This window comes from Paraburkholderia sp. A1RI-2L (genome assembly GCF_048957375.1).
Lineage (GTDB): Bacteria > Pseudomonadota > Gammaproteobacteria > Burkholderiales > Burkholderiaceae > Paraburkholderia.
The window spans coordinates 721,869-747,861 of the sequence record NZ_JARBTA010000002.1 but is presented as its reverse complement, the minus strand read 5'-3'; the positions used below and the strand labels follow the sequence as shown (position 1 = coordinate 747,861).

The 25,993-nt window shown below is 64.5% G+C and carries 23 protein-coding genes; 8 read left to right on the top strand and 15 right to left on the bottom strand.

Annotation, left to right across the window (positions count from 1 at the left end; all coding sequences use genetic code 11):
* Positions 1 to 26 precede the first annotated feature (26 nt).
* The 11 genes from PWP93_RS18250 to PWP93_RS18200 all read right to left on the bottom strand — a co-directional run bounded on the left by PWP93_RS18250 (position 27) and on the right by PWP93_RS18200 (position 13,107).
* Complete coding sequence (locus PWP93_RS18250) at positions 27 to 1,331, bottom strand: NAD(P)/FAD-dependent oxidoreductase (RefSeq protein ID WP_421045404.1); 1,305 nt, start codon at positions 1,329 to 1,331, stop codon at positions 27 to 29.
* Positions 1,331 to 2,623: an NAD(P)/FAD-dependent oxidoreductase gene (locus PWP93_RS18245; RefSeq protein ID WP_421045403.1), complete on the bottom strand. Its 1,293-nt coding sequence runs from the start codon at positions 2,621 to 2,623 to the stop codon at positions 1,331 to 1,333. The genes PWP93_RS18250 and PWP93_RS18245 overlap by 1 nt, the downstream gene beginning before the upstream one ends.
* 56 nt (positions 2,624 to 2,679) lie before the next feature.
* Complete coding sequence (locus PWP93_RS18240; protein ID WP_421045402.1) at positions 2,680 to 4,296, bottom strand: DUF3138 family protein; 1,617 nt, start codon at positions 4,294 to 4,296, stop codon at positions 2,680 to 2,682.
* Positions 4,297 to 4,405: 109 nt separating this feature from the next.
* A complete protein-coding gene (locus PWP93_RS18235; RefSeq protein WP_421045401.1) occupies positions 4,406 to 5,326 on the bottom strand; it encodes an ABC transporter permease subunit in 921 nt (306 codons plus the stop codon).
* The gene (locus PWP93_RS18230) at positions 5,323 to 6,276 is read right to left on the bottom strand and encodes an ABC transporter permease subunit (protein WP_421045400.1); all 954 of its coding nucleotides are present in this window, start codon (positions 6,274 to 6,276) and stop codon (positions 5,323 to 5,325) included. Before PWP93_RS18230 ends, PWP93_RS18235 begins: the two co-directional genes overlap by 4 nt.
* A 13-nt stretch (positions 6,277 to 6,289) precedes the next feature.
* The gene (locus tag PWP93_RS18225) at positions 6,290 to 7,441 is read right to left on the bottom strand and encodes an ABC transporter ATP-binding protein (RefSeq protein WP_421045399.1); all 1,152 of its coding nucleotides are present in this window, start codon (positions 7,439 to 7,441) and stop codon (positions 6,290 to 6,292) included.
* A gap of 298 nt (positions 7,442 to 7,739) precedes the next feature.
* The gene (locus tag PWP93_RS18220; RefSeq protein ID WP_421026219.1) at positions 7,740 to 8,861 is read right to left on the bottom strand and encodes a polyamine ABC transporter substrate-binding protein; all 1,122 of its coding nucleotides are present in this window, start codon (positions 8,859 to 8,861) and stop codon (positions 7,740 to 7,742) included.
* A gap of 79 nt (positions 8,862 to 8,940) precedes the next feature.
* Complete coding sequence (locus PWP93_RS18215; protein ID WP_421045398.1) at positions 8,941 to 10,392, bottom strand: aspartate aminotransferase family protein; 1,452 nt, start codon at positions 10,390 to 10,392, stop codon at positions 8,941 to 8,943.
* A 19-nt stretch (positions 10,393 to 10,411) separates the two neighbouring features.
* Positions 10,412 to 11,746 carry a glutamine synthetase family protein gene (locus tag PWP93_RS18210; RefSeq protein ID WP_421045397.1) on the bottom strand — a complete coding sequence of 445 codons (1,335 nt, stop codon included), beginning with the start codon at positions 11,744 to 11,746 and terminating at the stop codon, positions 10,412 to 10,414.
* Between the two features lie 29 nt (positions 11,747 to 11,775).
* Positions 11,776 to 12,576: a gamma-glutamyl-gamma-aminobutyrate hydrolase family protein gene (locus PWP93_RS18205; RefSeq protein WP_421045396.1), complete on the bottom strand. Its 801-nt coding sequence runs from the start codon at positions 12,574 to 12,576 to the stop codon at positions 11,776 to 11,778.
* A gap of 306 nt (positions 12,577 to 12,882) precedes the next feature.
* Positions 12,883 to 13,107 carry a hypothetical protein gene (locus tag PWP93_RS18200; protein WP_421027046.1) on the bottom strand — a complete coding sequence of 75 codons (225 nt, stop codon included), beginning with the start codon at positions 13,105 to 13,107 and terminating at the stop codon, positions 12,883 to 12,885.
* A 452-nt stretch (positions 13,108 to 13,559) separates the two neighbouring features.
* Here PWP93_RS18200 and PWP93_RS18195 point away from each other — a divergent pair, with 452 nt between their 5' ends.
* Positions 13,560 to 14,129, top strand: a complete 570-nt coding sequence (locus tag PWP93_RS18195; protein WP_421027045.1) for a cupin domain-containing protein — start codon at positions 13,560 to 13,562, stop codon at positions 14,127 to 14,129.
* Positions 14,130 to 14,247: 118 nt separating this feature from the next.
* A complete protein-coding gene (locus PWP93_RS18190) occupies positions 14,248 to 15,738 on the top strand; it encodes an aldehyde dehydrogenase (protein WP_421045395.1) in 1,491 nt (496 codons plus the stop codon).
* Positions 15,739 to 15,825: 87 nt separating this feature from the next.
* On the opposite strand, the gene PWP93_RS18185 is transcribed toward PWP93_RS18190, so the two are convergent.
* Entirely contained in the window at positions 15,826 to 16,269 is a 444-nt protein-coding gene (locus tag PWP93_RS18185; RefSeq protein WP_175195556.1) for a MarR family winged helix-turn-helix transcriptional regulator, read from the bottom strand.
* 160 nt (positions 16,270 to 16,429) lie between these two features.
* Here PWP93_RS18185 and PWP93_RS18180 point away from each other — a divergent pair, with 160 nt between their 5' ends.
* The 3 genes from PWP93_RS18180 (at position 16,430) to PWP93_RS18170 (ending at position 19,303) form a co-directional block, all read left to right on the top strand.
* A complete protein-coding gene (locus PWP93_RS18180) occupies positions 16,430 to 17,977 on the top strand; it encodes a DHA2 family efflux MFS transporter permease subunit (protein ID WP_421045394.1) in 1,548 nt (515 codons plus the stop codon).
* A gap of 82 nt (positions 17,978 to 18,059) precedes the next feature.
* Positions 18,060 to 19,001: an AEC family transporter gene (locus tag PWP93_RS18175; RefSeq protein ID WP_421045393.1), complete on the top strand. Its 942-nt coding sequence runs from the start codon at positions 18,060 to 18,062 to the stop codon at positions 18,999 to 19,001.
* A gap of 98 nt (positions 19,002 to 19,099) precedes the next feature.
* Positions 19,100 to 19,303, top strand: a complete 204-nt coding sequence (locus PWP93_RS18170; protein WP_421026212.1) for a glycine zipper 2TM domain-containing protein — start codon at positions 19,100 to 19,102, stop codon at positions 19,301 to 19,303.
* A 197-nt stretch (positions 19,304 to 19,500) separates the two neighbouring features.
* Here the strand turns inward: PWP93_RS18170 and PWP93_RS18165 are convergent, their stop codons facing one another.
* The 3 genes from PWP93_RS18165 to PWP93_RS18155 form a co-directional block, all read right to left on the bottom strand.
* The gene (locus tag PWP93_RS18165; RefSeq protein WP_421026211.1) at positions 19,501 to 20,346 is read right to left on the bottom strand and encodes a carbohydrate ABC transporter permease; all 846 of its coding nucleotides are present in this window, start codon (positions 20,344 to 20,346) and stop codon (positions 19,501 to 19,503) included.
* Positions 20,343 to 21,251, bottom strand: a complete 909-nt coding sequence (locus PWP93_RS18160) for a carbohydrate ABC transporter permease (protein WP_421045392.1) — start codon at positions 21,249 to 21,251, stop codon at positions 20,343 to 20,345. Before PWP93_RS18160 ends, PWP93_RS18165 begins: the two co-directional genes overlap by 4 nt.
* Positions 21,252 to 21,513: 262 nt before the next feature.
* The gene (locus PWP93_RS18155) at positions 21,514 to 22,758 is read right to left on the bottom strand and encodes an ABC transporter substrate-binding protein (protein ID WP_421045391.1); all 1,245 of its coding nucleotides are present in this window, start codon (positions 22,756 to 22,758) and stop codon (positions 21,514 to 21,516) included.
* A 366-nt stretch (positions 22,759 to 23,124) separates the two neighbouring features.
* Here PWP93_RS18155 and PWP93_RS18150 point away from each other — a divergent pair, with 366 nt between their 5' ends.
* The 3 genes from PWP93_RS18150 to PWP93_RS18140 are packed head-to-tail and all read left to right on the top strand — an operon-like array spanning position 23,125 to position 25,970.
* Positions 23,125 to 23,910 (top strand): SDR family oxidoreductase, encoded by a 786-nt coding sequence (locus tag PWP93_RS18150; protein ID WP_421026208.1) that lies wholly within the window; start codon positions 23,125 to 23,127, stop codon positions 23,908 to 23,910.
* Between the two features lie 48 nt (positions 23,911 to 23,958).
* Positions 23,959 to 25,035, top strand: a complete 1,077-nt coding sequence (locus PWP93_RS18145; protein WP_421045390.1) for an ABC transporter ATP-binding protein — start codon at positions 23,959 to 23,961, stop codon at positions 25,033 to 25,035.
* A 56-nt stretch (positions 25,036 to 25,091) separates the two neighbouring features.
* The gene (locus PWP93_RS18140; protein ID WP_421045389.1) at positions 25,092 to 25,970 is read left to right on the top strand and encodes a MurR/RpiR family transcriptional regulator; all 879 of its coding nucleotides are present in this window, start codon (positions 25,092 to 25,094) and stop codon (positions 25,968 to 25,970) included.
* Positions 25,971 to 25,993 lie beyond the last annotated feature (23 nt).

Genomic DNA, 25,993 nt, shown 5'->3' with positions numbered 1-25,993 from the left:
GTGAACTCGGATAACGTGAACACGCTCTAAAGCATCTCCATCACCCGGTGATACATCATGCCGATCTCGAGTGCGGGCCTGCGCCACGACGGTCCGCCCGGGAAGCGCGCGTGACGCACGCGCGAAAACAGATCGAACGCCGCGCGCTCGCCTGCAATTGCCTGGGCAACCACGCGCCCCGCGATGCCAGTGAGCGCCACGCCGTGCCCTGAAAAGCCCTGCACGTAGTAATAATTCGGGTCGACCGCACCGAAGTCGGGCGCGCGATTGCGCGTGACGTCCACGAAGCCGCCCCATGCGTAGTCCACGTTCACGCCTTCGAGTTGCGGGAACACGCCGGTCATGCGCTGCTTCATCGCCTCTGTGAGTTGCGCGGGCGCTGCGCCTGTGGAATCGGCGCGGCCGCCGAACAGCAGCCGGTCATCGGCGGACAGGCGGAAATAGTCGAGAAAGAAGTTGTTGTCGCAAATGGCCGCGCGGCCGGGAATGAGCGCTTGCGCGCGCGCCCGCCCGAGCGGTTCAGTCGCGATGATGTACGAAGCGATGGGCGCGATGCGCGCCGCAATGGGCGCGGGCAGCACGCCGCCAGGCGCGGCGTTGCAGCACGACACCACGAAGCGGCAGCGCACCTCGCCGCGCGCGGTCCTCACGACCGGCCGCGCGCCGCGCGCCACATCGAGTGCGCGCGAGTGGGCGAACAGTCGCGCGCCTTCGTTGCGCGCCGCATCGGCGAGGCCGAGGCAGTACTTGAGCGGATGCAGATGCCCCGAGAACGGATCGTGGACACCCGCCAGATAGCTGTGCGAATTTACGCGCGCACGCGTGGCGTCGGTGTCGAGCCATTCGAGCTTGTCGTAGCCCCAGCGCGTGCGCGCGGCGTCCATCCATGCGCGCAGGTGAGGCACGCGCTTGGGCTTCGTGGCGACCGTCACGTAACCCGGCGTGAAATCGCAGTCGATGCCATGGCGCGCGATGCGCTCGCGCACCAGCGCCACGCCCTCGATGGACAGCGCCCATGCCGCGCGTATGCCCATGTCGCCAAGCTGTTTTTCCAGCACCTCGTCTTTCGCAAAGCCCACCAGCGTCTGGCCGCCGTTGCGCCCCGAGGCGCCCCAGCCAGGCCGATGCGCGTCGAGCACGGCGACCGAGAGCCCGCGCGCGCGGCACTCCAGCGCCACCGAAAGTCCCGCGAAGCCTGCGCCGATCACGCAAACATCGGCGTCGATCATGCCTTCCAGCACGGGATCGTCGTCGGCGGGGCGCGTGGCGGTGGCTTCGTAGTACGAGTCGCGGGCGAGCAGGTCCGCCCGGGCGTCGAGGTCGAGAGTCATCAGAGCAAATCCTTCATTCGATACCATGCCATCGCGAGCACGAGGGCAGGGGTTCGCAGTGTAGCGCCGCCGGGAAAGTCGCGGTGGCGGATCTTGCCGAACAGGTCGAAGCGCGCGGCCTGGCCGTGAATCGCTTCGGCAATCAGCGTGCCTGCGAGGCCCGTGGTGTTCACGCCGTGGCCGGAGAAGCCTTGCGCGAAATACACGGTAGGGGAAAGGCGGCCGAAATGCGGCGCGCGGTTCATCGTGATGTCGACGAAGCCGCCCCACGCGTAGTCGACTTTCACGTCGGCGAGTTGCGGGAAGGTCTTGAGCATGTCGGCGCGCATCGCAACGCCCAGGTTGCGCGGTGCGAGCTTCGAATAGCTGACCTTGCCGCCCCACAGGAGCCGCGTGTCGGGCGCGGGGCGGAAGTAGTCGAGCACGAAGCGGCTGTCGCACACGGCGGCCTGCGCCGGCATCAACGCCGCCATGCGTTGCGCGCCGAGCGCTTCGGTGGCGATTACGTAGGTGCCGACCGGCATGATCTTGCGCGCGAGTTGTGGCGCCAGCGCACCGAGATAGGTGTTGCACGCGAGCACGACGAACTTCGCGCGCACCTGGCCCTGCGCCGTTTCGACGACGTGCCCACCGTGCTCGTCGCGAATGCGCGTGACCGCGCTGTCCTCGAAGATTTGCACGCCCGCTTCGCGCGCCGCGCGTGCGAGTCCGAGCGTGTAGTTGAGCGGATGCAGATGCCCGCTATCAGGATCGTAAAGGCCGCCGCGATAGCGCGCCGAATTCACGTACTGGCCCACGCCTTCGCCATCGACGTAACGGAACCGGTCGTAGCCGAAGCGCGTCGCGGCTTCGTCGCGCGAGCGCTTGAGGTCGTCCACGTCGCGCGGCTTGTTCGCGGCGGTGAAGTAGCCCGGCGTGAGCGCGCAATCGATCTGGTGCCGGGCCACGCGCGACTTCACGATGTCGAGCGTTTCGAGGCCCATCGCCCAGATCTGCTTGATCTCGTCTTCATTCATGAATTGCGCGAACGTGTGCAAGCCGCAGGCGAAGCCGCCGATCAGCTGGCCGCCGTTGCGTCCGCTCGCGGCCCAGCCAACCCGCGAAGCTTCGAGCAGCGCGACGCGATAGCCGCGCTCGGCAAGATTGAGCGCCGCGGAAACACCCGTGAGACCCGCGCCGATCACGCTGACATCGGCGTCCAGTGCGCCTTGCAGCACGGGGTGGCGGGTCGTGTCATTGACGCTGGCCGCGTACCACGACGGCGCATGAGGCTGATTGGCGAATTTGAGCATAGGGGATACAAAAAAAGCGGGCGGCGGCATGCGCGCCGCCGCCCGCTGCGCACTCGTCAGAACGAGTAGATGAACTGCGCGCCCAGCAGGTCGTTGCTCTTGCTGTACGAGCCGTCGTCGCGCAGGAACACCTTCTGCGTGGCCCAGTCGTGGCGGTATTCGACCTTCACGGTGATCTGCTGCGTCGCGTAGAACAGCACGTCGAGCGCGATGTCCTGGCGCGTCGCGCCATGGCATTCGAAGCCGTAGCCGCCGCTCGCCTTCGAGTTCGCGAGGCAGTCCGAACCGATGCCGAAGCCGTTGTACGGATCCATGCCGTTGCCGTTGAGCACGATGCCGCCGCCGCCGCCGCCGTTCTTGCCGTTGGCGAGCACGTCGTAGCGCGCGGTCACGCCCATGCGGCCCACCACCGGCGCGAAGAACTTGCGGTGCGCGAGCAGCGAGAGACCATACCACTGTGCGTTGCCGCCGTTGAACGCCGCGCGCTGCTGCTGGCCGTAGTCGATTTCGGCGTTGTACTGGATGTCCGCGAGCGTATAGCTGGCATCGACTTCGCCGAAGAAGAAGTAGCCACCCGAGCTCGATGCCTGGCCGCCCGGACCATAGACGGTCTGGCCGGTCGTGGAGTCGATCGCGCTCGACAGCGTCTGCCGGCCGACGTTGAACGAGCCGCCGATATCGAGTGCGCTCGACCATGTGTAGTCGGCGCGCGCCGTGAAGGTCGGGATCTTGTTGCTGGTGGTGATCGGGTCGCCCAGCGCGTTCGTGCCGATCTGCGTGACGGCGCCGAAGGTGCGGTACTGCTCGTTGCCGACCATGAATTTGAACGCCCACTGGCTGCCGCTAGGCGAGTAGTTCCAGCCCACGCCCACATAGCTGCCCGGATCGGAGAAGTCGTAGAGCAGGTTGTGGGTGAGGGTGAGCATCTGGTTCGACTGCTGCACCTCGTAGCCGCCGAAGCTCGACATGAGGCCCGCCACGAACGTGCCGGTGGAGGTCACCGGCACCGTGATGACCGCCGTGTTCAGGATGTTGTTGCCGATCTCGCCATGCTCGTTCTGCAGCAGCGTGATGCCGTTGCCGCGGTTGGGCATGAGCGTGATTTCGGCCGAAGGCGCCATCGGACCGACGCCGAATGTCTTCTTGATGTCGAGGTAGACGTCGCCGAACGTGCTGTTGAAGTAGTTGTACGAACCGGTATGGTTCGCGAACAGGAACGATGAGGTGCCCGGCGCGCGGTTGTAGATATACGTCGGGTCGATATAGCCGGTGACCGACAGACCTGCGAGCGGTCCGGTCGTGGCCGCGTCGGTGAGCGAATCCACCTTCATTTGCTGGTTCGCGATTTGCTGCTTCATCTGGTCGACCTGGTCGTTGGTCAACTGGGCAGGCTGCTTGCCATAGTCGGGCGAGGACGGATCCACAGCGGGCGCTGCGACGAGCGTGGCGCCTGCCGCGCCCGAGAACGCGCCGCCGGCCGATGCCGTGGCGGTTTTCGCCGTGCCCTGTGCGGCATGGTTCGACGCCGCGAGTTCGCTCTTGAGCGATTTCACCTCTTTTTGCAGCGCGTTGAGCTGCGCCTGCAGGGCCTTGATCTGGTCGCTAGTCGTGTCCGCGAAGGCGAGCCCTGGCAATGCCCCGGCCACCAGCAAACAGATTAACTTCTTCTTCATTGAAATTCTCCGAGTGGGTCGTTATTGCAAGCGCTGCGGCATAAAGATCCCCTGTGCCGCAGCGCGTTGCCGGCAGCGCGCGCTGCCTTTGTGGACTGCGATCAGATCATCAAGCGGCGCGCCGGCCGAGCGGCGAGCCCACTGCGCCGGCCGGCGCGCCCGGTGCCGCGCTCTGGATGGCTTCAGAGGGATCGGGCTGCACGAAGGCCATTTGCATGTCGCGCATGCGCTTCTTTTCGCGTGCCGACATCATCTGGTTCACCGCGATCACGCCGATCGTCACCGCGCAGATGAAGAGCGTGGCCAGCGCGTTCATTTCCGGATTCAGGCCGAGGCGCACGCGCGAGAACACCACGAGCGGCAGCGTGGTCGAGCCGGGGCCGGAGAGGAACGCCGAGAGCACGAGGTCGTCGATCGAGAGCGTGAACGAGAGCAGCCAGCCCGAGAGCAGCGCCTGCGAGATGAGCGGCAGCGTGACCACGAAGAACACCTTGAGCGGCGTGGCGCCGAGATCGAGCGCGGCTTCTTCGAGCGACTTGTCGAGCTCCTTCACGCGCGACTGCACGACGATCGCCACATAGGACACGCACAGCATCACGTGACCGATCCACATCGTGATCACGCCACGGCCCTTCGGCCAGCCGATGAGCTGCTCCATCGCGACGAACAGCAACAGCAGCGAGATGCCCTGGATCACTTCGGGAATAACGAGCGGCGCGTTGATCATCCCGGCAAACAGGGTGAAGCCGCGAAAGCGTCCGAAGCGCGCGAGCACGAAGCCGGCCCACGTGCCGATCACGACCGAGGCGAACGCCGTCATGAGGCCGATCTTCAGCGACAGCCACGCGGAGGTGAGCAGTTCGTCGTCCTGCAGCAGCGCGGCGTACCACTTGAGCGAGAAGCCCGACCACACGGTCACGAGCTTCGACTCGTTGAACGAGTACACCACGAGGCTGATGATCGGGATATAGAGGAACAGGAATCCCAGCGCGAGAACGCCCGTGGAAAGAGTGCGATTGGGCTTGATCATTTGCTTTCCTCCAGTTCCTTGACCTGGTAGTACTGAAAGACCGCCATCGGCACGAGCAGCAGCACCACCATCGCGACGGTGACCGCCGAGGCCATCGGCCAGTCCATATTGTTGAAAAACTCATCCCACATGACGCGGCCGATCATGAGCGTGTCCGCGCCGCCGAGCAGTTCGGGAATCACGTACTCGCCCACCGCCGGAATGAACACCAGCAGGCTGCCCGCGATGATGCCGTTCTTCGAGAGCGGCAGCGTGATCTGCGTGAACGCGACCCACGGCTTCGCGCCGAGGTCGTAGGCGGCTTCGAGCAGCGTGAGGTCCATCTTCACGAGATGCGCGTAGAGCGGCATCACCATGAAGGGCAGGTACGAATAGACCATGCCGATATAGACGCCCGCATCGCTGTGATAGAGGCGCAGCGGCGAGTGAATCAGGCCGATCGCGATGAGCGCGTGATTGAGCAGGCCGTCGTCCTTGAGAATGCCGATCCATGCGTAGACGCGGATCAGGAACGAGGTCCAGAACGGCAGCATCACGGCCATCATGAGGATGTTGCGCGTTGCCGGATTCGAGCGCGCGATGTAGTAGGCAATGGGATAGCCGATCAGCAGACAGAAGAAGGTCGAGACCGCCGCCATCTTCAGCGAGCTGATATAGGTGGCGATATAGAGGCTGTCCTGCAACAGGAAGGCGTAGTGACCCAGCTGCAGTGCGAGGTGCACCATGCCGTCTTTCATCTCGGCGAGGCTCGAATACGGCGGGATGCTCATCGCCTGGTCGGCGAAGCTGATCTTGAACACCAGCACGAACGGCAGCGCGAAGAACAGCGTGAGCCACAGGAAAGGCACGCCGATCACCGTCGTGCGGCCCGAGGGCAGGAAGCGCGCAAGCATGCGTCCGAGCGCGCCGCGCGAGGCAGCGCTCGACGTGGAAGACATAGGGGTACTCATCTCGGCCTCTCCCTTATTGCGTGAGCACGACGCCGCTGGCGGGCGACCACGAGACGTAGACGTCGTCGTTCCATGCCGGCGCGCCTTCGTTCATGAGCTGCGAGCTGGAGAGGTTCGAGACGATCGTTTTGCCGCCGGGCAGACGCACGTGATAGAGCGAGTAGCTGCCCATGTAGGCGACATCGGTGACCACGCCGCGCGCCCAGTTGTGCGGCGTGCCGGGCTTTTCGTGGGTGACGCGCACGCGCTCCGGACGCACGGAGATCCCCACCGGCATGCCGAGCGGCCCGGTAACGCCGTGGCTCACGTACATGCGCGTTTCGAGGTCTTCGCTTTCGACGTAGATGTGATCGGGCTCGTCTTCGACGACCTTGCCTTCGAACAGATTGGTCGAGCCGATGAACTCGGCGGAGAAGCGGCTATTGGGGAATTCGTAGACTTCGCCGGGCGCGCCGACCTGCACGATGCGGCCTTCGCTCATCACCGCGAGGCGGTTGGCCATCGTCATCGCCTCTTCCTGGTCGTGCGTGACCATCACACAGGTGACATCGACCTTCTCGATGATGTTCACGAGTTCGAGCTGGGTCTTCTGGCGGATCTTCTTGTCGAGCGCCGACATCGGCTCGTCGAGCAGCAGCAGCTTCGGCCGCTTGACGAGCGAGCGCGCGAGCGCGACGCGTTGCTGCTGGCCGCCCGAAAGCTGATGCGGCTTGCGCTTCGCGTAGCGGCCCATCTGCACGAGATTGAGCGCATCGGCCACGCGTTCGCGGATCTCATTCCTCGGCACGCCTTCCTGCTTGAGGCCGAACGCAACGTTCGATTCCACGCTCATGTGCGGAAACAGCGCGTACGACTGGAACATCATGTTGACCGGGCGGCGATACGGCGGCAGCGTCGCGAGGTCTTCGCCGTCGACGAAGATCTTGCCCGATGTGGCCGTCTCGAAGCCCGCGAGCATGCGCAGCAGTGTGGACTTGCCGCAGCCGGAGCTGCCGAGCAGCGCGAAGAGCTCGTTCTTCGCGATGTTCAGGCTCACGTTGTTGACGGCGACGCTGTCGCCGAACTTCTTGACAACGTTTTCGATGCGCACGAAAGCGTCGCGGGAGCTGGCCGCGGCTTGGGCGCGAGCGGCTTCGGAGGCGTTGACTTTGGACGTCGGATTCATGGTGTAACTGGGTTCCTTTCTGATCGCGGCACTGGCATGTCCTTGCGCGGTTTGGCGAAACGCGGGCGCGAGTTGCCCCGCGCCGGGCGCCAAAAACGCCTCGCAGACATCAGTACTACGAACTGAGCTCGTTGGAGGCGGGGCGTGCCGGTTTCAAAAAGCAAGGCGACGCACTCAGCCGGACTTCGAAACAGCGAACTTCTGGCGGCGAGGGGTCGAGCGATCCCTCTTCCGCGCGTTGTCTCCTTCCTTCTGCTTCGGTTTCCTTCCGGGGCGAATGGCTACGCTGCTCGGTCGATCAGCGGCCGGTCTTCAGCTGCGACCAGAGACGGTTTTCGAGGCGCAGGATATCGGCCGGCATCGGCTTCATCAGCGTCATCTTCTTGAGTACGTCCTCGGGCGGATAGACTGTCGGGTCCTGCGCGACACTCGCCGTCACGAACTGGCGCGCGGCCTTGTTCGCGGTCGGATAGAACACTTCGTTGGTAATGGCCGCGTTGACCTTCGGATCTTCGATGTAGTTGATCCACTTCATCGCGTTCTCGGCGTTCGGCGCGTCCTTCGGAATCACCATCACGTCGAACCAGAGCAGGCCGCCTTCCTTCGGATTTGAGAACTTGAGGTGATACGGGCGCTTGGCTTCCTCGGCGCGGCGGTGCGCGATGCCGACGTCGCCCGACCAGCCGACCGCCACGCAAACATCGTTGTTCACGAGGTCGTTGATGTAGCCCGACGAATTGAATTGCGTGATGTACGGGCGGACTTTCTTCAGCACTTCATAGGCGGCCTGATAGTCGGCCGGGTTCGTGCTGTTCGGGTTCTTGCCCATGTATTGCAGCGTCGCCGCGAACACGTCCACGGCCTGATCGAGGAACGACACGCCGCAGCCTTTGAGCTTCGAGAGATTGGCGGGATCGAGCACGAGCGCCCAGCTGTCCACGGGCGCGTTCGCGCCCATGGCTTTCTCGACGGCCTCCTGGTTGTAGCCGATGCCGTCCGTGCCGAAGGCCCAGGGCACGCCGTACTGATTGCCCGGATCGGCGTCGGCGATCATGTGCATGAGCACGGGATCGAGGTTCGCGAGGTTGGGGATCTTCGACTTGTCGAGCTTCTGGTACACGCCGGCCTGGATCTGCTTGGCCATGTAGTTCGAGGTGGGCACCACGATGTCGTAGCCCGAGCTGCCGGCGAGCAGCTTGGCCTGCAAGGTATCGTCGCTATCGTAGTTGTCGTACTTCACGTGAATGCCCGACTGCTTTTCGAAGTTCGGGATCGTGTCTTTCGCAATGTAGTCGGACCAGTTGTAGACATTGAGCTGATTATCGGCGGCGTGCACCGGCGCGCTCGACGTGGCCGTGAGGCCCGCGCAGGCGGCAAGCGCGGCCAGCGCGACAGCGTGACGAAGATGACTGACACTCATGTTGGTATCCCTGGAAGGTGAGGATTGGCAGGCGGCGCACGCACCCCGTCGTGCGCCGCCTGCCCTGACGTTTTCAGCGTTACGAAAGACCGAGTTGTTGCGCGGTTGCGTCGATGGCCTTTTTCGCCTTCGACACGATTTCGTCGATCTCGGCGCGCGTGATCACGAGCGGCGGCGAGAGCAGCATGCGGTCGCCGGTGGCGCGCATGATGAGATTGCCGTTGAAGCAGAAGTCGCGGCAGATCGTGCCCACGTCGCCGCCGTTCGCGAAGCGCTTGCGTGCCTTCGGATCTTCCGCGAGCTGCAGGCCCGCGACGAGACCCGCGCCCGAGATGTCGCCGATGATCGGGTGATTGCCGAAGGTTTCGCGCAGGCGCTGCTGGAAGTACGGGCCGGTGTCCGTTTTCACGCGCTCGACGAGCTTCTCGTCGCGCAGCAGTGTGAGATTCGCGACCGCTACGGCTGCCGCCACCGGATGGCCCGAGTAAGTAAGGCCGTGATTGAAGTCGCCGTTTTCGATGAGCGCCTTCGCGATGCGGTCGTGAAGGCCCACCGCGCCCATCGGCACATAGCCGCTCGTGAGGCCCTTGGCCATCGTGATCAGATCGGGCTCGAAGCCGAAGTGCTGATGCGCGAACCATTCGCCGGTGCGCCCGAAGCCGCCGATCACTTCATCGGCGCACAGCAGGATGTCGTATTTGCGGCAGATGCGCTGGATTTCCGGCCAGTAGGTCGAGGGCGGGAAGATCACGCCGCCCGCGCCCTGGAACGGCTCGCCGATGAACGCGGCCACGTTCTCCGCGCCCACTTCGAGAATCTTCGCTTCGAGCTGTTGTGCACGCGCGAGACCGAACTCCTCGGGCGTCATGTTGCCTTCGGCTTCGCCGAAGAAGTACGGCTGGTCGATGTGAACGATGTTCTCGACTTTCGAGGGCATCTGCTCGTGCATGTAGCCCATGCCGCCGAGCGTGCCGCCCGCGATGGTCGAGCCGTGATAGCCGTTCTTGCGCGAGATGACGACCTTCTTCGCGGGCAAGCCCCGCGTGAGCCAGTACTGGTGCACGATGCGCAGCACGGTGTCGTTGCCTTCCGAGCCGCTGTTGCAATAGAAGAAGTGATTGAACGGCTCGGGCGATACCTCGGCGAGCAGCGCCGAGAGTTCGATCACCGGCGGGTGCGTGGTCTTGAAGAAGGTGTTGTAGTAGGGCAGCTCCTGCAACTGCTTGTAGGCGGCATCGGCGAGCTCCTTGCGCCCGTAGCCCACGTTCACGCACCAGAGTCCGGCCATGCCGTCGATGATCTGGTTGCCTTCCGAGTCCCACAGGTACACGCCCTTCGCTTTCACGATCACGCGGCTGCCGGCCTTGTTGAGCGCGCCCATGTCGGAGAACGGATGGATGTGATGCGCGGCGTCGAGCGCGCGGTATTCGGCGGTCGAGCGCGCAGACTGTGCCGCTTGCGTCGATTGCGCGCGCAGCGTCGTCGGCAGCTCTTGCACTGCGCTGGCGGGGGCGTCGATTCGATAGCTCATGTTTCGTTTCTCCTTTCTATTACACGTGCAGCAGCAGGTGCTTGCGTTCCCACGAACTGATCACGCGGAAATACGCTTCGTATTCGGTTTCCTTGAGCGCGAGATATGCGCGCACGAACTTCTCGCCGAGGATGTCCTTGAGCGGCTCGCACGCGGCCATCAGCGAGATGCCTTCCTCGAGGTTGCGCGGCAGCTGATACGGCAGCGAATAGCCGTCGCTCACGAGCGGCTCGGTGGGCTTGAGGTGCTGCGTCATGCCCAGATAGCCGGCGGCCAGCGTGGCCGCGATCGCGAGATACGGGTTCGTGTCCACGCCCGGAATGCGGTTCTCCACGCGGCGCGCGGCCGGCGACGAATACGGCACGCGAAAGCCCACGGTGCGGTTGTCATAGCCCCACGCCACGTTGATGGGCGCGGCCATGAAACGCGAGAGACGGCGATACGAATTGATGTACGGCGCAAAGATCGGCATGAGCGCGGGCGTGTACTTCTGCAGGCCCGCGATGTACGCGTAGAACATGTCCGTGGCCTTGCCGTCCGAGCCCGTGAAGAGGTTCTGGCTGCTCTCGGCGCTGATCATGCTCTGGTGAATGTGCATGGCCGAGCCTGGCTCGTTCTCCATCGGCTTGGCCATGAAGGTTGCATACATGTGATGGCGCAGCGCGGCTTCGCGCACGGTGCGCTTGAAGAGGAACACGCGGTCGGCGAGATTGAGCGGGTCGCCATGGAGGAAGTTGATCTCCATCTGCGCCGCGCCCACTTCGTGAATCAGCGTATCGACTTCGAGGCCCTGAATATCGCAGTACTCATAGATGTCTTCGAAGAGCGGGTCGAACTCGTTGACCGCTTCGATCGAATACGCCTGGCGGCCCGTTTCCGGACGGCCCGTGCGCCCCACCGGCGGCGTGAGCGGAATATCCGGGTCCTTGTTCATGTCGACGAGATAGAACTCCAGTTCCGGCGCGATCACGGGCTTCCAGCCCTTCGCTTCGTAGAGTTCGAGCACGCGGCGCAGCACGCGGCGCGGCGAGATCTCGACCGGCGTGCCGTCGAAGTGCACGCAATCGTGGATCACCTGTGCGGTGGGATCGACGGCCCACGGAATGATGCGGATGGTCGAGGCGTCGGGCACGCACACCATGTCCGGGTCGGTGACGCCGGTGAGGCTGCCGTCCTCGGGATAGTCGCCGGTCACGGTCTGGATCATCACCGCTTGCGGCAGCCGCATGTTTTCGCCGAATTCGAACTTGCTGCGCGGGATGATCTTGCCGCGCGCGATGCCCGCCATATCGGGGATGATCGCTTCGATTTCGGTAATGTGGTGCTTCTTCAGGAAGTCGTCGATGTCGTTCATGATTTCTCTCTGTTCTGTATGAGCCGGCGTCATGCGTGCATGGATTGGCGCCCGGCTCCGCACGGTATTCGGGCCAGCATTCGGGCGCGGCAGGCTTCGCCGAAGGCGCGGAAAATCGCGGTGGACAGCGTGTTCTGCGCGTGCTGCCATTCCGGGTGCCATTGCACGCCGAGCGCGAAGCTCGCCGCATTGGCCACGCTGATTGCTTCGATCAGGCCGTCGGGCGCCGTTGCTTCCACAACTAGTCCGCCGCCGAGCGTTTCGATGCCTTGCCCGTGCAGCGAATTCACACGGGCTTCGCGAGTCTCGCCTGTGCCGCCGGCGAGCCGTTGCAGCAAGCCGCCCTCGGCCAGCGCGATGGTGTGCGCCGGGCCATATTGCGTATCGAGCGTGTCGGCCTTGTTCTCGCGATGGTCGTCGAGGCCGTCAACGGCATGCACCTGCTGATGCAGCGTGCCGCCGAACACCACGTTCATCTCCTGAAAGCCGCGGCAGATGGCGAGCACGGGCACGCCCGCGTCGATGGCCGCGCGCATCAGCGGCAGTGTGGTGGCATCGCGCTCGGGGTCGTGCAACGTGCCTGCGGCGCTAGCCGCGCCGCCGTAACGATGCGGCTCCACGTTCGAGTAGCTGCCGGTGAAGAGCAGCCCGTCAACGGCTTCGAGCAGGTCGGCCGTGGCCTGTCGCGCGCCGAGCGCCGGCAGCACCAGCACGAGCCCGCCCGAGCCGTCCACGGCGGCGGCGATGTACTTCTCGCCGGCCACGTGCGACGCGTGCGGTCCCATCATCGTGCGATCGGCGGTGACTCCAATCAATGGCTTGGTTCGCATGACTAATGTTTCACTTCTTTTGCCCGGGCAATGCATATGCAAAAAGGTTTTGCAGTAAGGCCCGGACGTGACATGACCTTGCAACCCTGCACGAGGCAAGGCCGCAAACCTTGGGTGCGGCGCGAGCGTTGCTAACGCATGGCGCTGCGGGTGGAGATCATGTAGGCGGTTCGTTTCCGGCCGTTATGCGGCGACACCGTGCAAAGGCGTGCGCAACCGCGCCGCGGGCGCGCAGCAATGCGGCTCGCGTGCAATGGACGGCGATAAAAGCGGCGATGAAAACGAACCGCGCAGGAAGGAGAGGCGCTAGGGCAGCAGCGACGCGACTTCGTCGGTATGAACGGCGATGAAGGCGCGGGCCGAGACGGCGTTATGGCGTCGAACGGACCGGCGGGAAAGAATGGTGAAGACGGATGGAAGCAGGCGAGAGGCAAGCCTGCCGCGAACGCCGTCGGCGATGGCGGCGCAGTCACTGCGAAGACACCTCGCATGACTTCGTTCCCATCTCACCAGAGGGCCACGGACTCTCACAATTACACTCGACTGGGTGGTTGAAGAATTGCCCGATTTATTCAGTGCGCAATGAATACTTCGCACTGCATCAATCTGAACATTGGTGTCGTTCAATGTGCATTGCATGAATGGTGTATTGCAGGACCATTTCATGCTCGCGGTCATCGTTCGATCAACCTATGTTTCAGCATATACGAGCCAAAAAGGCCGTCAATTATTTTTTACGTTTTTTTGTGTCAGCACTTTCCCGAGGGCGTTCTGTGAACCCCGACAAACACGAAATATGCCCGGATGCTTTTATATTTCGATTTACTTACAGGGGTTTCCACTAGCGCAAAATCTTGCAAACTGATTAGAATATTCAACACACCGACGTGCCGTTTTTGTTGTTGTTCGTCCGTCGCTCATTGCTGTTCGCAGTCGTACGCAGTGGTTTTTTGGCGCGCTTTCTGATCAACCGGCTTTCGAACGTGACCGAGTCCGCATCCGCTTCTACTGAAGTCGCAACACGTCTGCGCTACGTGCGCAAACGCTATGGATTGTCGCAGCGCGAGCTCGCCAAGCGCGCGGGCGTTACCAATGGCGCGATTTCGCTGATCGAGCAAAGTCGTGTCAGTCCCTCAGTGGGCTCGCTCAAAAAGCTGCTCGAGTGCATTCCCATGAGTCTTGCGGAGTTCTTCACTTTCGATCTGAACGAGGGCGCGAGCGTGGTGTCGCGCCGCAACGAGATGCCTAATCTCGGCAACGCGTCCATCGAGTTCTATCTCGCCGGCGCGAACGTGAAGGATCGCAACATGGGCATCATGCGCGAGGTGTATCAGCCGCTCGCCGACACCGGCGCCGAAATGCTCTCGCATGCGGGCCACGAGGGCGGCGTCGTGGTGTCCGGCCAGCTCGAACTGAGCGTGGACGGCACCACCTGGCTGCTCGACCCCGGCGACAGCTACTACTTCGAAAGCCGTCTTCCGCACCGGTTTCGCAATCCCAGCGCGAGCGATGTTTGCGAGGTGGTGTCGGCCAATTCGCCGCCCACCTTCTGACTCGCGCATATCAGATTCGCTTCCTGCTGCCCTTATGTTGAATTTACGCTGAATTTCGCCTGAAATTCGGCGGCATCCCCGGCATGCGAAGTGGATCGCAAATCATTGAGGCATCCTCATGGAAAAGAGAACTCTCGCTTACTGGCAGGACAAGGCCGCATCGCTTTCGATCGAAGGGCGTGCATTCATCGACGGTGCGGTGCGCGACGCGTATTCGGGCCGTACCTTCGATTGCGTGAGCCCGATTGACGGCCGTGTGCTCACGAGCGTGGCCGATTGCGGTGCGGCTGATGTCGATGCCGCCGTGGCCGCCGCGCGCCGCGCCTTTGAGCACGGCGTGTGGGCAGGCCGCAATCCGCGCGAGCGCAAGGCGGTGCTGCTGCGCTGGGCCGCGCTCATGCGCGAGCATCTGGACGAACTCGCGCTGCTCGAAACGCTCGATGCGGGCAAGCCGATTGGCGACACCACCACGGTGGACGTGCCGGGCGCGGCCTATTGCGTCGAATGGTTCGCGGAGGCCATCGACAAGGTGGGCGGCGAGGTCGTGCCCGCCGACCATCATCTCGTGGGCCTCGTTACGCGCGAGCCCATCGGCGTGGTGGCGGCCGTGGTGCCATGGAATTTCCCGATCCTGATGGCGTCGTGGAAGTTCGGGCCCGCGCTGGCCGCCGGCAACAGCGTCGTGCTCAAGCCTTCGGAGAAGTCGCCGCTCACGGCCATTCGCGTGGCGCAACTCGCGCACGAGGCGGGTATTCCGGCGGGCGTGTTCAACGTGCTGCCGGGCGGCGGCGAGCCGGGCAAGCTGCTTGCGTTGCATCGCGACGTGGACTGCCTCGCCTTCACGGGTTCGACCAACGTGGGCAAGCAGATCATGCAGTACGCGGGCCAGTCCAACCTCAAGCGCGTGTGGCTCGAACTCGGCGGCAAGTCGCCCAACATCGTGCTGCCCGATTGCCCGGACCTCGATCGCGCTGCAAAAGCCGCAGCCGGTGCAATCTTCTACAACATGGGCGAGATGTGCACGGCGGGCTCGCGCCTGCTAGTGCATCGCGACATCAAGGACGTATTTCTCGCGAAGCTGCTCGAAGCGGCGAAGGCATACAAGCCTGGGAATCCTCTCGATCCCGATGTGTCGATGGGCGCGATCGTCGACAAGGCTCAACTCGAGCGCGTGCTCGGCTATATCGAGGCGGGGCGCAAGGATTCCACGCTGCTGCTGGGCGGCGAGCGCGTGAATGCATCGAGCGGCGGCTTCTACGTGGAGCCGACCGTGTTCGATACGCGCCACGACGCACGCATCGCGCGCGAGGAGATTTTTGGCCCGGTGCTTTCGGTCATTACGTTCGACACGATCGACGACGCAGTGCGCGTCGCCAACGACAGCGATTACGGGCTGGCGGCTGCGGTGTGGACGGCGAACCTCACGCATGCGCACGAGATTTCGCGCCGCCTGCGCGCGGGCACCGTGTGGGTCAACTGCTATGACGAAGGCGGCGACATGAATTTCCCGTTCGGCGGCTTCAAGGAGTCGGGAAATGGCCGCGACAAGTCGCTTCATGCGCTCGAGAAGTACACGGAGCTGAAGTCCACACTCGTGCGGCTGCGCTAAAAAAGGCGGGCGAGCCCGCACGGCAGGCGCAAGCTTGCCGGCGGGCGGCGCTCGCAAGCGCGCGAGCGATTCACATGATGGGTTGAATCAGCGCTCGACGAGCGCGCCCAGATTGGCGCGCACGCGCTGGAGCATCCGGCTGAACTGCTCGGCTTCTTCGGGCGTGAAGCCGGCCAGCGCTTCGGCCTGCACCTCGTCGCCCACGCGGCGCGCGCCGCTGAGCGCACTTTCGGCCTTGGGCGTGAGGCTCACCAGCCACTCGCGGCGGTCTTCGGGGTTGGGGGCGCGCACGACCCAGCCGCCTTCCTCCATTCTTTCCAGCAGCCTGCCAGCGGATATCGGCGCGACTTCGAGCCGCTCGGCCAGGCTTGCCTGGTTCATGTCGCCGTAATGCGCGAGATACGCGATCGTGCGGCACTGCGCGCGCGTGAGTTCGAGCGACGACTTTGCAAGCTCGTCGTAACGCTTGCCATACAGGCTGCCCACGTCGACGACGAGAAAGCCGAAGCGTTTTTCCAGGTCGGTAGTCATCGCGCGATTATACGGTGCGCCGCGCGGCCGGGGCCCCGCGACGCGCTTCGCGAGCGCGGGCCTTTCTTTCGGGTTGTGCCGGGTGCGGCGAGTCGTATAATAAGCAGGCTTATTATCTCGCCACCTGGTTGTCACGCGACCCGCGCTGCCCGAACCCACGATGACCGCAGTCCCGCACGGCACCGCCCCGCAGCGTGAGGGCGCGCCGCTCAATCGCGGCATGATCACCTTGTCGATCATGCTCGCCACGCTGATGCAGACGCTCGACAGCACGATCGCGAACGTCGCGCTCCCGCATATGCAGGGCACGCTTTCGGCGTCGCAGGACGAGATCACATGGGTGCTCACCTCGTACATCGTGGCGGCGGCCATCGCCACGCCGCTCACGGGGTGGCTCGCCGACCGTTTCGGCGTGAAGCGGCTGCTCGGCGTGGCCATTGCGGGCTTCACGGTGGCCTCCGCATTGTGCGGGCTCTCGGAAACGCTCGGCGAGATCGTCGGCTCGCGCCTGTTGCAGGGTGTGTTCGGCGCGTCGCTCGTGCCGCTCTCGCAGTCCATCCTGCTCGACATCAATCCGCGCGATCGCCAGGGGCAGGCCATGGCCGTCTGGGGCATGGGCGTGATGGTGGGCCCCGTGCTCGGCCCCACGCTGGGCGGATGGCTCACGGATAGCTACAACTGGCGCTGGGTGTTTTTCATCAACGTGCCGATCGGCGCGTTCGCATTCTTCGGCGTCTCCACGTTCATGCCCTCGCGCACGCCGCGCCGCGAGACGCGCTTCGACGTATTCGGCTTCGCCACGCTGGCGCTCGCCATCGGCGCGCTGCAGGCCTTGCTCGACCGCGGCGAGCAGCTCGACTGGTTCGGCTCGCTCGAAATCCGCATCGAAGCGCTGGTCTCGTGCATCGCATTCGCGTTCTTCGTCGTGCATACGGCTACATCGGGCCCCAACACGTTCTTTCGCTATCAACTGCTCAAGGACCGCAATTTCGCCACCGGGACGCTCTTCATCTTCGTGATCGGCGCGGTGCTGTACGCCACGCGCGCGCTTCTGCCGCCCATGCTGCAGAACCTGATGGGCTACCCGGTCGCCACCACTGGTCTTGTCACGGCGCCCAGCGGCGCGGGCACCATGCTGGCCATGCTGATCGCGGGGCGCCTGCTCAAGCACGTGGACGCGCGCGCCATGCTGCTGTTCGGCTTTGTGGTGTCCGCCTATGCGCTGTGGCAGATGATGCAGTACACGATCGTGCTCTCGGCTTCCGATATCGTGTGGCCCGGCGTGATACAGGGTTTCGGGCTCGGCTTCGTGTTCGTGCCGCTGTCCACGCTGACGTTCTCCACGCTTTCGGCCCCGCTGCGCGCGGACGGCACCGCCACGTACAGCCTGATGCGCAACATCGGCAGCAGTATCGGCATTTCGATCGTGCAGACTTTCGTGACGCGCGGCACGCAGATCGCACACGCGGATCTCGCTGCGCACATCACGCCGTTCAACCCGGCGCTCCAGCCGATGCTCGCCACAGGATCGCGCTACGATCTCGCCGTGCTCAACCTGTCGATCACGCAGCAGGCGCAGATGATTGCGTATCTGAACGACTTCAAGATGATGTTCGTCGCGACGCTGCTGGTGATTCCCCTGCTCGTGCTGATCCGGCCCTCGGCGGGCAGCGGGGCGGTCGACGCGAGCCACGCGGCGATGGACTGATCTCCAGCGTCCCAGCGCATTTTTCGCGCGTTTCGCGCCGCGCCGCGCGACATACTCGCGCGGCACATTCACGTTTGCCCCGATGCTCTCCGCCGTTTCAATCCTGCTTCCGGTCTTCGGCCTCATCTTTGCCGGCTTCGCGTGCCGCCGTTGCGGCGTGCTCGGCCCCACGGCGGCCTCCGAGCTGAACCGCTTCGTCGTCTGGCTCGCGCTGCCGGCGTTGCTCTTCGACATCCTTGCGCGCGCAACGTGGCATGAACTCTTTCAGCCGGCTTTCGTGGCGGCGTTCAGTCTCGCGGGGCTGGCGGTGTTCGCGGCGGTGGTGGGCGTGCGGGTCCTGCTCGGGCGCCCGCTCGCCGATGCCAGCATCGACGGGCTCGCCGCTTCGTATCCGAACACGGGCTACGTGGGCTTTCCGCTGTGCATGATCGCGTTCGGGCCGTCGAGCCTCACGCCCACGACCATCGCTACGATCCTCGTGGTGTGCGTGTTGTTCGCGCTGGCAATCGTGCTGATCGAAACGGGTCTGCAAAGCGAGCGCCGCCCGCACCACTTGCTGCTCAAGGTGATGCGCTCGCTCATGCGCAATCCGCTGCTCGTCGCGCCCGCCCTGGGCGCCATCGTGTCGGGCGCGCATTTCACGCTGCCCGCGAGCGCCCAGACCTTCCTCAAGCTGCTGGGCGGCGCCGCGAGCCCCTGCGCGCTCGTGAGTCTCGGACTCTTTCTCGCCGAGCCTCGCGAGAAAAGCGCAGCGCCGCCCGAGTCGTCGTGGTGGCTCACGTTCTCGAAGCTCGTGGCGCAGCCGGTGCTCACATGGTGGCTGGCCGCGCACGTGTTCGCTCTGCCCGGGCAACTCGTGGACATCGCGGTACTGCTCGCGGCGCTGCCCACCGGCACCGGACCGTTCATGCTTGCGGAGTACTACCGGCGCGAAGCGCACGTCACGTCGCGCACGATCCTGCATTCGACGCTCGGCTCGCTCGTCACGCTCACGCTGATTCTGCTGCATCTGCACAACGGCTGACGCCGTGGAGGCGCTGCGCTCGCCACCCACACTGCGCGCGACGCGGTGGCACGCTGCTTGCGCCAGTTCGGTCATGGTTCTGATTGGGAGAATGAACGATGATCTGGCTTCGACGCAGCCGCGCATTGCGGGCATGTGTTCTCGTTGCTGCCACTGTCTCGATGCTGGGTGCCGGCGCGTGCACGCTGGGCGGTGCCGCGGCAGGCGGCTATATCGGCAACAGGGCGACCAACGGTAGTGCCGTGGGCACGGTGGGTGGCGCCGTTGCGGGCGGTGTGATCGGACACGAACTCGGCGAGTAGGCGCCCGCACGACTTTACGCAGCGAACACGACGCGTGATCCGGAACGCGCGTCTCGCAACGACGGCCCGGGCGCCGTCGTTTCATGGCGCGGTTGGCAAGTGGCCCCATTCATCATCGAATAGCTGCTCGCCTGGATTCTTGCAAAACTTTCTCCTCTTACACGAATGGCCAGCCGACCGCCGCCGGTTTCACCGCTTTATTTCACCGCCCCCAGCGCGAGCCCCTTAACCATGTAGCGCTGCAGCCACGCGAACACCACGGAGACCGGCAGCGTGGCCGCGAGCGTGGCCGCCATCACCAGTTCCCATTCCACGGTGTACTTGCCGGCCACCATGTCGGTGACCTGCACGGTGAGCGTCTTGTTCTCGGGCGAGCGGATCAGGGTGTAGACCACTGCAAACTCGTTCCACGCGCTGATGAACGTGAAGATCGCCGTGACCACCACGGCTGGCACCGCAAGCGGCAGGAACACGCGCAGCACTGCGCCGCTGCGGCTGCACCCTTCGAGCCAGGCCGACTCTTCGAGGTCGCGCGGCACGGTCTGGAAGTACGAAGACAGCATCCACACCGCGAACGCAATGTTGAACGCCGCATACGAGACGATCACACCGATCTTCGAATCGACGAGATTGCCGTCGCCGTAAGGGATCATCGCGGCGAGCCGGAACAGGCCCACCACCAGCAGGATGGGCGAGAGCATCTGCGTGACGAGCAGGAACTGCCGGTAGAGCCCGCGTCCGCGAAACGGAAAGCGCGCGAGCGCGTAGGCCGCGGGCAGGCTGACGGCCAGCGCGAGCGCCGTCGAGAGGCACGAGATCACGATGCTGTTGCGCAGCGCGACGCCGAAGTTCGCGGCCTGCCACATGTCGACATAGTTTTCCCAGCGCCAGTGCATGGGCAGCCAGCGCGCCGGATAGACGAACACCTCGGAGGCGGGCTTGAACGAGGTGAAGAACATCACCGCGAACGGAAACAGCACGGCCACCACGAGCGGCGAGAGCGCGAGCCAGCACCAGAGCGAGCGTTTGAGCTTGCGGTTCATGCGAGGTCTCCTTCGGCGCTGCCGCCACGCCTGGCCTGTACGCGCAGGTAAGCCACCGAAAACGCGAACAGGATCACGAGCATGATGAGCGAGACGGCGGCCGCTTCGCCGGGCCGGCCGAGCCGGAAGCCCAGTTCGTAGAGGTAGGTGACGAGAATGTGGGTGCTGTCGTCGGGGCCGCCTTGCGTCATCACCCAGATGATCGGGAACGAGTTGAACACGTAGATCACGTTGAGCAGGATCGCCATGTTGATGAAGGGCTTGAGCAGCGGCAGCGTGAGCTGGCGGAACTGCTGCCAGGCGCTCGCGCCGTCGATGCGCGCGGCTTCGTAGATGTCGCTGGGCACCGAGGAGAGCCCGCCCAGCAGTATCGTGGTGCTAAACGGGATCGACACGAGAATGCCCACGGCAATCTCCACCGGGAATGCATATTGGGGCGTGGCGAGCCAGTGGATCGGCCCCGAGATCATGCCGAGGCGCTGCAGCGTGACGTTGACCATGCCGTAGTCGTCGTTGAAAGCCCAGCGCCAGACCACGGCAGTCATGGTGAGCGAGACCGACCACGGCAGCATGACGATGGTGCGCGCGATGCCGCGTCCATAGAAGTCCTGATTGAGGATCAGCGCGACCGGAACCGAGATCGCCACCGTGCCCACCACGACGCAGAACGTCCAGATCAGCGTGTTCTTCAGCGCGCTCAGGAACACGGGATCGGTGAAGACGTTGTAGAAGTTCTGCAAGCCGCTGAAGCCGCGAACCTGGCCGAAGCGCGACACCTCGTGCAGCGACTGGTACACGATGTTGAAGATCGGGTAGCTGATGATGAATAGCGCCAGCGCCAGGCTCGGCACGATCAGCAGCCAGGGGGCGCGGGGCACGGCGATGGCGCGGTGTGAGCGGCTCATGTGACTCGTGTGACTCATGTGGCTCGTGCGGCTGCGGTTCGTTGTGCGTGGAAGCGGGCCGGGCGGAGCGCTCGCTTTGCCGCTCGCCGGACCGGCTGGCGGCGTTTGCTTCAGGGGACCGGGGGTCATGGCGTGGTGCGTCCCGCGTTGCGGTCATTGCATGAACGAACCGGCGCGCCGCGTAGCGAATTCCATGCTACGCCACGCGCCGGCATTTTGCGGCGATGAAGCGCCTTGCTGCTGTTCCGGCCGTGGGCGCCGCTTACTTGCCGAGCGACTTGTTGGCTTCGGTGGCGGCCTGGTTCAGCGCGTCGGCGGGCTTGGCCTTGCCGAGGTAGATCGACTGCATCGCGTTGGTCACGGCCTTGGCGGTGTCTTCCCAGCCCGTCACCGTGGGCGCGAAGCGCGCATGCGGCAGCAGCGCGACGAACGCCTTGGTGTCCGGATCCTGGAACGCCGGATCGGTGGCTTCGGCCTTGGTCGTCGGCAAGAAGCCCTCGGTGCTCGTGAACTCCACGCGCGGCTGTTTGGTGAACAGGAAGTCGAGGAACTTCCACGCGCTCTTCTTCACCTTCGAGTTCTTGAACATCATGATCGAGTCCGTGACCGCATAGGTCGCGGGCGTCGTGCCCACCGGGATCGGGTCGATGCCGTACTTGATGTTCGGCGCTTCCTTCTTGAGCTGCTTGGCGAGGAACGGCGCGGAAATCATCATCGCCACGCGGCCCTGCTTGAAGAGGTTCTGCACGTCCTCGCGGCTGTAGCCCGTCACGCCCGGCTCGGTGAGGCCTTCGTCGATCATGGTCTTGTAGAGCGTGGCGGACTTCACGCCGGCCGGCGAATTGAACGCGGCCTTGCCGTCCTTGCCCACCACGTCGCCGCCATTGGTCCACAGCGAATAGTAGTAGTACACATCGGTTTCGATTTCCTTGCCTTGCAGGCCGAACCCGGCAATGCCCTTCGCCTTGAGCTTCTTCGAGGCGTCGATCACCTCGTTCCAGCTCTTCGGGCCGTTCGGATAGCCCACCGAGGCGAGCATGTCCTTGTTGTAGTAGAGAGCGCGCGCGGAGGCGGCAATCGGCAGGCCGTAAATCTTGCCGTTGATTTCGCCAGGCGCGAGGAACGGGCCGATGAAGCGGCCCTTGAAGTTCGCGTCCATATAAGGATCGAGCGGCTCGGCAATGTCGTCCTTCACGAAGTCGAGCAGCCAGCGCGTGCCGATGATCGCGAGGTCGGCGTTCGCGCCGCCGGAGATATCCGTCTGCAGTTTCTGTTGCAGCGAGTCCCAGTTCACGTCTTCGATCTTGATGGTGGTGCCGGGATTGGCGGCCTCGAACTGCTTGGCCATTTTCTCGAAGTATGGGGCAGTGGCGTCACTGTAGTGAGCGACGGTCACGCGGACCGTGTCGGCGTGCGCCGCCACGGTGACGCCTGCCGCAGCGATACCAACCGTGAGCGCAGCGGCGAGCTTGCCGAGCGTGAGGGATGCACGTGCCTTAAACGCCATTCTCTGTCTCCTGTGTCGATGGAAGCGGGCGCCGCGCACCTCGTTCCATCCCATGCGGGGTGATTGCTGCCTGGTTTTTCGGATATTGCCGCCGCCTTGGCTTCGGTCGTCGTGCTGACCGTCTTGCGTTGTGTGAAAAAATCCTACAGGATGAAAAAAGCGTTGTCACCTGGGAAACGCGAGATTGTTTTGCGTGCCGGAAATTGCCTAACATGCCGTAAAACATAAGGAATTCATGCGGCGTCGCAGCAGCATGCCGTTCGTGTAAAGCCGCTTGCAAGATCGCATGCAGCCCACTATGTAGGAAATTTACAGCTTTGCCGAATGCGTGGCGGGACCTTTCGAATCCTTCGTGGAGAGTCGACGATGAGCCGGGTGGTGCTGGTGACGGGCGCGTGCGGCGGCATTGGCCGTGCGCTATGCAAGCGATTTCACGAGGCGGGCGACACCGTGCTCGCGCTCGATCGCGACGAGGCCGGCGTGCAGGCGCTGGCGGACGAGCTGGTGGACCAATCCGGCGCGCAGCGCCTCGAAGCGCTGGCCGCCGACGTGAGCGACCAGGCGGCCATCGAAGCTGCCGTGGCGCGCGCCGTGGCCGCGCGCGGCCCGGTGGAGGTGGCCGTGGCCAACGCGGGCGCCGCGCTCGGCACGACGCTCGCGCATACCGACGCCGCAAGCTGGCGGCGCGACATCGACCTGAACCTGAACGGCGCCTACTACACCGTGGAGGCGGTGCGCCGCTCGATGATCGAGCGCGGGCGCGGCGTGCTCGTGCTGATCGGCTCGGTGAACGGGCTGTCTGCGCTTGGACACCCCGCGTACAGCGCCGCGAAGGCTGGGCTCGTGAGCTACACGAAGGCGCTGGCCATGGAGCTCGGGCCGCACGGGATCCGCGCGAACATCGTTTGCCCCGGCACGGTGAAAACGCCGGCCTGGCACGCGCGCGTGACGCAGCATCCAAAAATATTCGAAGAACTGAAGAAGTGGTATCCGCTCGGCGACGTGGCCACGCCCGAGGACATCGCCGACGCCGTGCAGTTTCTCGCCTCGCCGCAGGCACGCGTGATCACGGGCGTGGCGCTGCCGGTGGATGCGGGCCTCATGGCCGGCAACCGGCTGATGGCCAACGAGCTCACGCTCGATCCGTTCTGAAGCGCGCGGCAGGCGGGAACAGTACAAAGGACAGCCCAAGAGGACAACATGGCGGCAGTGCAACTGAACGGCATCTACAAGCGCTACGGCGACACCCAGGTCGTGCACGGCGTGGATCTCGACATCGCGGACGGCGAATTCGTCGTGCTGGTCGGGCCTTCGGGCTGCGGCAAGACCACCTTGATGCGCATGATCGCCGGCCTCGAAGACATCAGCGGCGGCGATCTCACCATCGGCGGCACGCTCGCGAATACGCTGTCGCCGCAGCAGCGCAATATCTCGATGGTGTTCCAGAGCTACGCGCTCTATCCGCATCTCTCGGTCTACGACAACATCGCGTTCGGGCCGCGCATGCGCAAGGAGCGCGAGGAGGGCTTCAAGCCGCGCATCGAAGCCGCCGCGAAAATGCTCAATCTGTCGAGCTATCTCGACCGTCTGCCGCGCGCGCTCTCGGGCGGCCAGCGCCAGCGCGTGGCGATGGGGCGCGCCGTGGTGCGCGAGCCCGCGCTGTTTCTGTTCGACGAACCGCTCTCGAATCTCGACGCCAAGCTGCGCGTGCAGATGCGCACGGAAATCAAGGCGCTGCATCAGCGCCTGCGCAACACGGTGGTGTACGTCACGCACGACCAGATCGAAGCGATGACCATGGCCGACCGCATCGTGGTGATGAACGCGGGACGCATCGAGCAGATCGGCAAGCCGCTCGATCTCTACGACAAGCCGGGCAATCTGTTCGTGGCGAGCTTTCTGGGCTCGCCTTCGATGAACTTCGCCGCAGGCAGCGTGATGAGCGACGCGCGCGGCACGGCGCTCGTGCTCGAGGACGGCGTGCGCATCGCGCTTGTCGAGGGCAGTGCGGGAACGAGCATGCAAGCGGGCGCGCGCGTGACGCTGGGCATTCGCCCCGAGCACATCGAAACCCAAGGCGGCGACGTGCCGTTCAACGTCGAGGTGATTGAGCCGACTGGCGCCGAGACCCACTTGTACGGGAAAATAGGCGGCACGACATGGTGCGTCACGACGCGTGCGCGGCCCGGCATCGAACCGGGGCAGCGCATGACGCTGGGTCTGCCGCTCGCCCACCTGCATCTGTTCGATACCGAAAGCGGCAAGCGGCTCGACTGACTGAACCGAACCGCGGGCCCGGTCGCACCTTCCACGGCTTATCCACGGAATACAGCTTGCCGGTCTCCAATCTGATCCATCACATCCGCAACGTAGCGGAGTCGCTGCGGCCCGCCGAACGCAAGGTCGCGGAGATGGTGCTCGCCGACATCGACTTCGCGATGCGCGCGAGCATCACCGAACTCGCGCTGCGCGCCGAGGTGTCCGAGCCATCGGTCACGCGGTTTTGCCGCGCGGTGGGCGCGCACGGCCTGCGCGACTTCAAGATGCGGCTCGCGCAGAGCGCGGCGGGCGGCATGCCGTTTGCCGCCGCGCGCGAAGTGGCGAGCGGCGACCTCGCGCAGGCCGGCACGCTGCTCGATCGCGTGACGGAGCAGGTGGTGCTGGGCGTGCAGCACGCGCGCGCCTCGCTGGACCCGGCCGTGTTCGAGGCGGCGGTGGCGGCGCTCGCCAGTGCGCGGCGCGTCTATTTCTTCGGCGTGGGCGCGGGCTCGGGGCTGGTGGCGCAGGACGCGGCGCTGCGCTTGCTGCGCCTCGACATTGCCGCGAGCGCGTTCACCGACGCGCATTTGCAGCGGCTCTATGCCGGCTTGCTCGAGCCCGGCGACGTGGCGTTCGCGATCTCGCAGTCGGGCCGCAGCGTGGAAGTGAACGAGAGCATCCAGATCGCGAAGGAGCGCGGCGCGACCACGATCGCGCTCACCAATGCGGGTACGCGGCTCGCGTGGGTGGTGGACATACCGCTGCTGTTGCGCGTGCCGGAGTCCGAAGAGCCTGAAGAGGCGCACGCGCCGGGCGTGGCGCGCATCGTGCATCTCGCGGTGGTGGATGCGCTCGTGATGGGCGTGGCGCTCGGGCTCGGGCCGAAAACGTTGGAGAAGATGCGTGGCGCGCAGGGTGGCGAGGGGGCGGGCAGCGTCGAAGTGAAGGAATGAGCCGCGCGCGACACTTGAAGCCG

Coding starts and splice junctions, on each gene's coding strand:
- PWP93_RS18250 (WP_421045404.1), bottom strand. CDS start 1,331: ATGACTCTCGACCTCGACGCCCGGGCGGACCTGCTCGCCCGCGACTCG.
- PWP93_RS18245 (WP_421045403.1), bottom strand. CDS start 2,623: ATGCTCAAATTCGCCAATCAGCCTCATGCGCCGTCGTGGTACGCGGCC.
- PWP93_RS18240 (WP_421045402.1), bottom strand. CDS start 4,296: ATGAAGAAGAAGTTAATCTGTTTGCTGGTGGCCGGGGCATTGCCAGGG.
- PWP93_RS18235 (WP_421045401.1), bottom strand. CDS start 5,326: ATGATCAAGCCCAATCGCACTCTTTCCACGGGCGTTCTCGCGCTGGGA.
- PWP93_RS18230 (WP_421045400.1), bottom strand. CDS start 6,276: ATGAGTACCCCTATGTCTTCCACGTCGAGCGCTGCCTCGCGCGGCGCG.
- PWP93_RS18225 (WP_421045399.1), bottom strand. CDS start 7,441: ATGAATCCGACGTCCAAAGTCAACGCCTCCGAAGCCGCTCGCGCCCAA.
- PWP93_RS18220 (WP_421026219.1), bottom strand. CDS start 8,861: ATGAGTGTCAGTCATCTTCGTCACGCTGTCGCGCTGGCCGCGCTTGCC.
- PWP93_RS18215 (WP_421045398.1), bottom strand. CDS start 10,392: ATGAGCTATCGAATCGACGCCCCCGCCAGCGCAGTGCAAGAGCTGCCG.
- PWP93_RS18210 (WP_421045397.1), bottom strand. CDS start 11,746: ATGAACGACATCGACGACTTCCTGAAGAAGCACCACATTACCGAAATC.
- PWP93_RS18205 (WP_421045396.1), bottom strand. CDS start 12,576: ATGCGAACCAAGCCATTGATTGGAGTCACCGCCGATCGCACGATGATG.
- PWP93_RS18190 (WP_421045395.1), top strand. CDS start 14,248: ATGGAAAAGAGAACTCTCGCTTACTGGCAGGACAAGGCCGCATCGCTT.
- PWP93_RS18185 (WP_175195556.1), bottom strand. CDS start 16,269: ATGACTACCGACCTGGAAAAACGCTTCGGCTTTCTCGTCGTCGACGTG.
- PWP93_RS18180 (WP_421045394.1), top strand. CDS start 16,430: ATGACCGCAGTCCCGCACGGCACCGCCCCGCAGCGTGAGGGCGCGCCG.
- PWP93_RS18175 (WP_421045393.1), top strand. CDS start 18,060: ATGCTCTCCGCCGTTTCAATCCTGCTTCCGGTCTTCGGCCTCATCTTT.
- PWP93_RS18170 (WP_421026212.1), top strand. CDS start 19,100: ATGATCTGGCTTCGACGCAGCCGCGCATTGCGGGCATGTGTTCTCGTT.
- PWP93_RS18165 (WP_421026211.1), bottom strand. CDS start 20,346: ATGAACCGCAAGCTCAAACGCTCGCTCTGGTGCTGGCTCGCGCTCTCG.
- PWP93_RS18160 (WP_421045392.1), bottom strand. CDS start 21,251: ATGAGCCGCTCACACCGCGCCATCGCCGTGCCCCGCGCCCCCTGGCTG.
- PWP93_RS18155 (WP_421045391.1), bottom strand. CDS start 22,758: ATGGCGTTTAAGGCACGTGCATCCCTCACGCTCGGCAAGCTCGCCGCT.
- PWP93_RS18150 (WP_421026208.1), top strand. CDS start 23,125: ATGAGCCGGGTGGTGCTGGTGACGGGCGCGTGCGGCGGCATTGGCCGT.
- PWP93_RS18145 (WP_421045390.1), top strand. CDS start 23,959: ATGGCGGCAGTGCAACTGAACGGCATCTACAAGCGCTACGGCGACACC.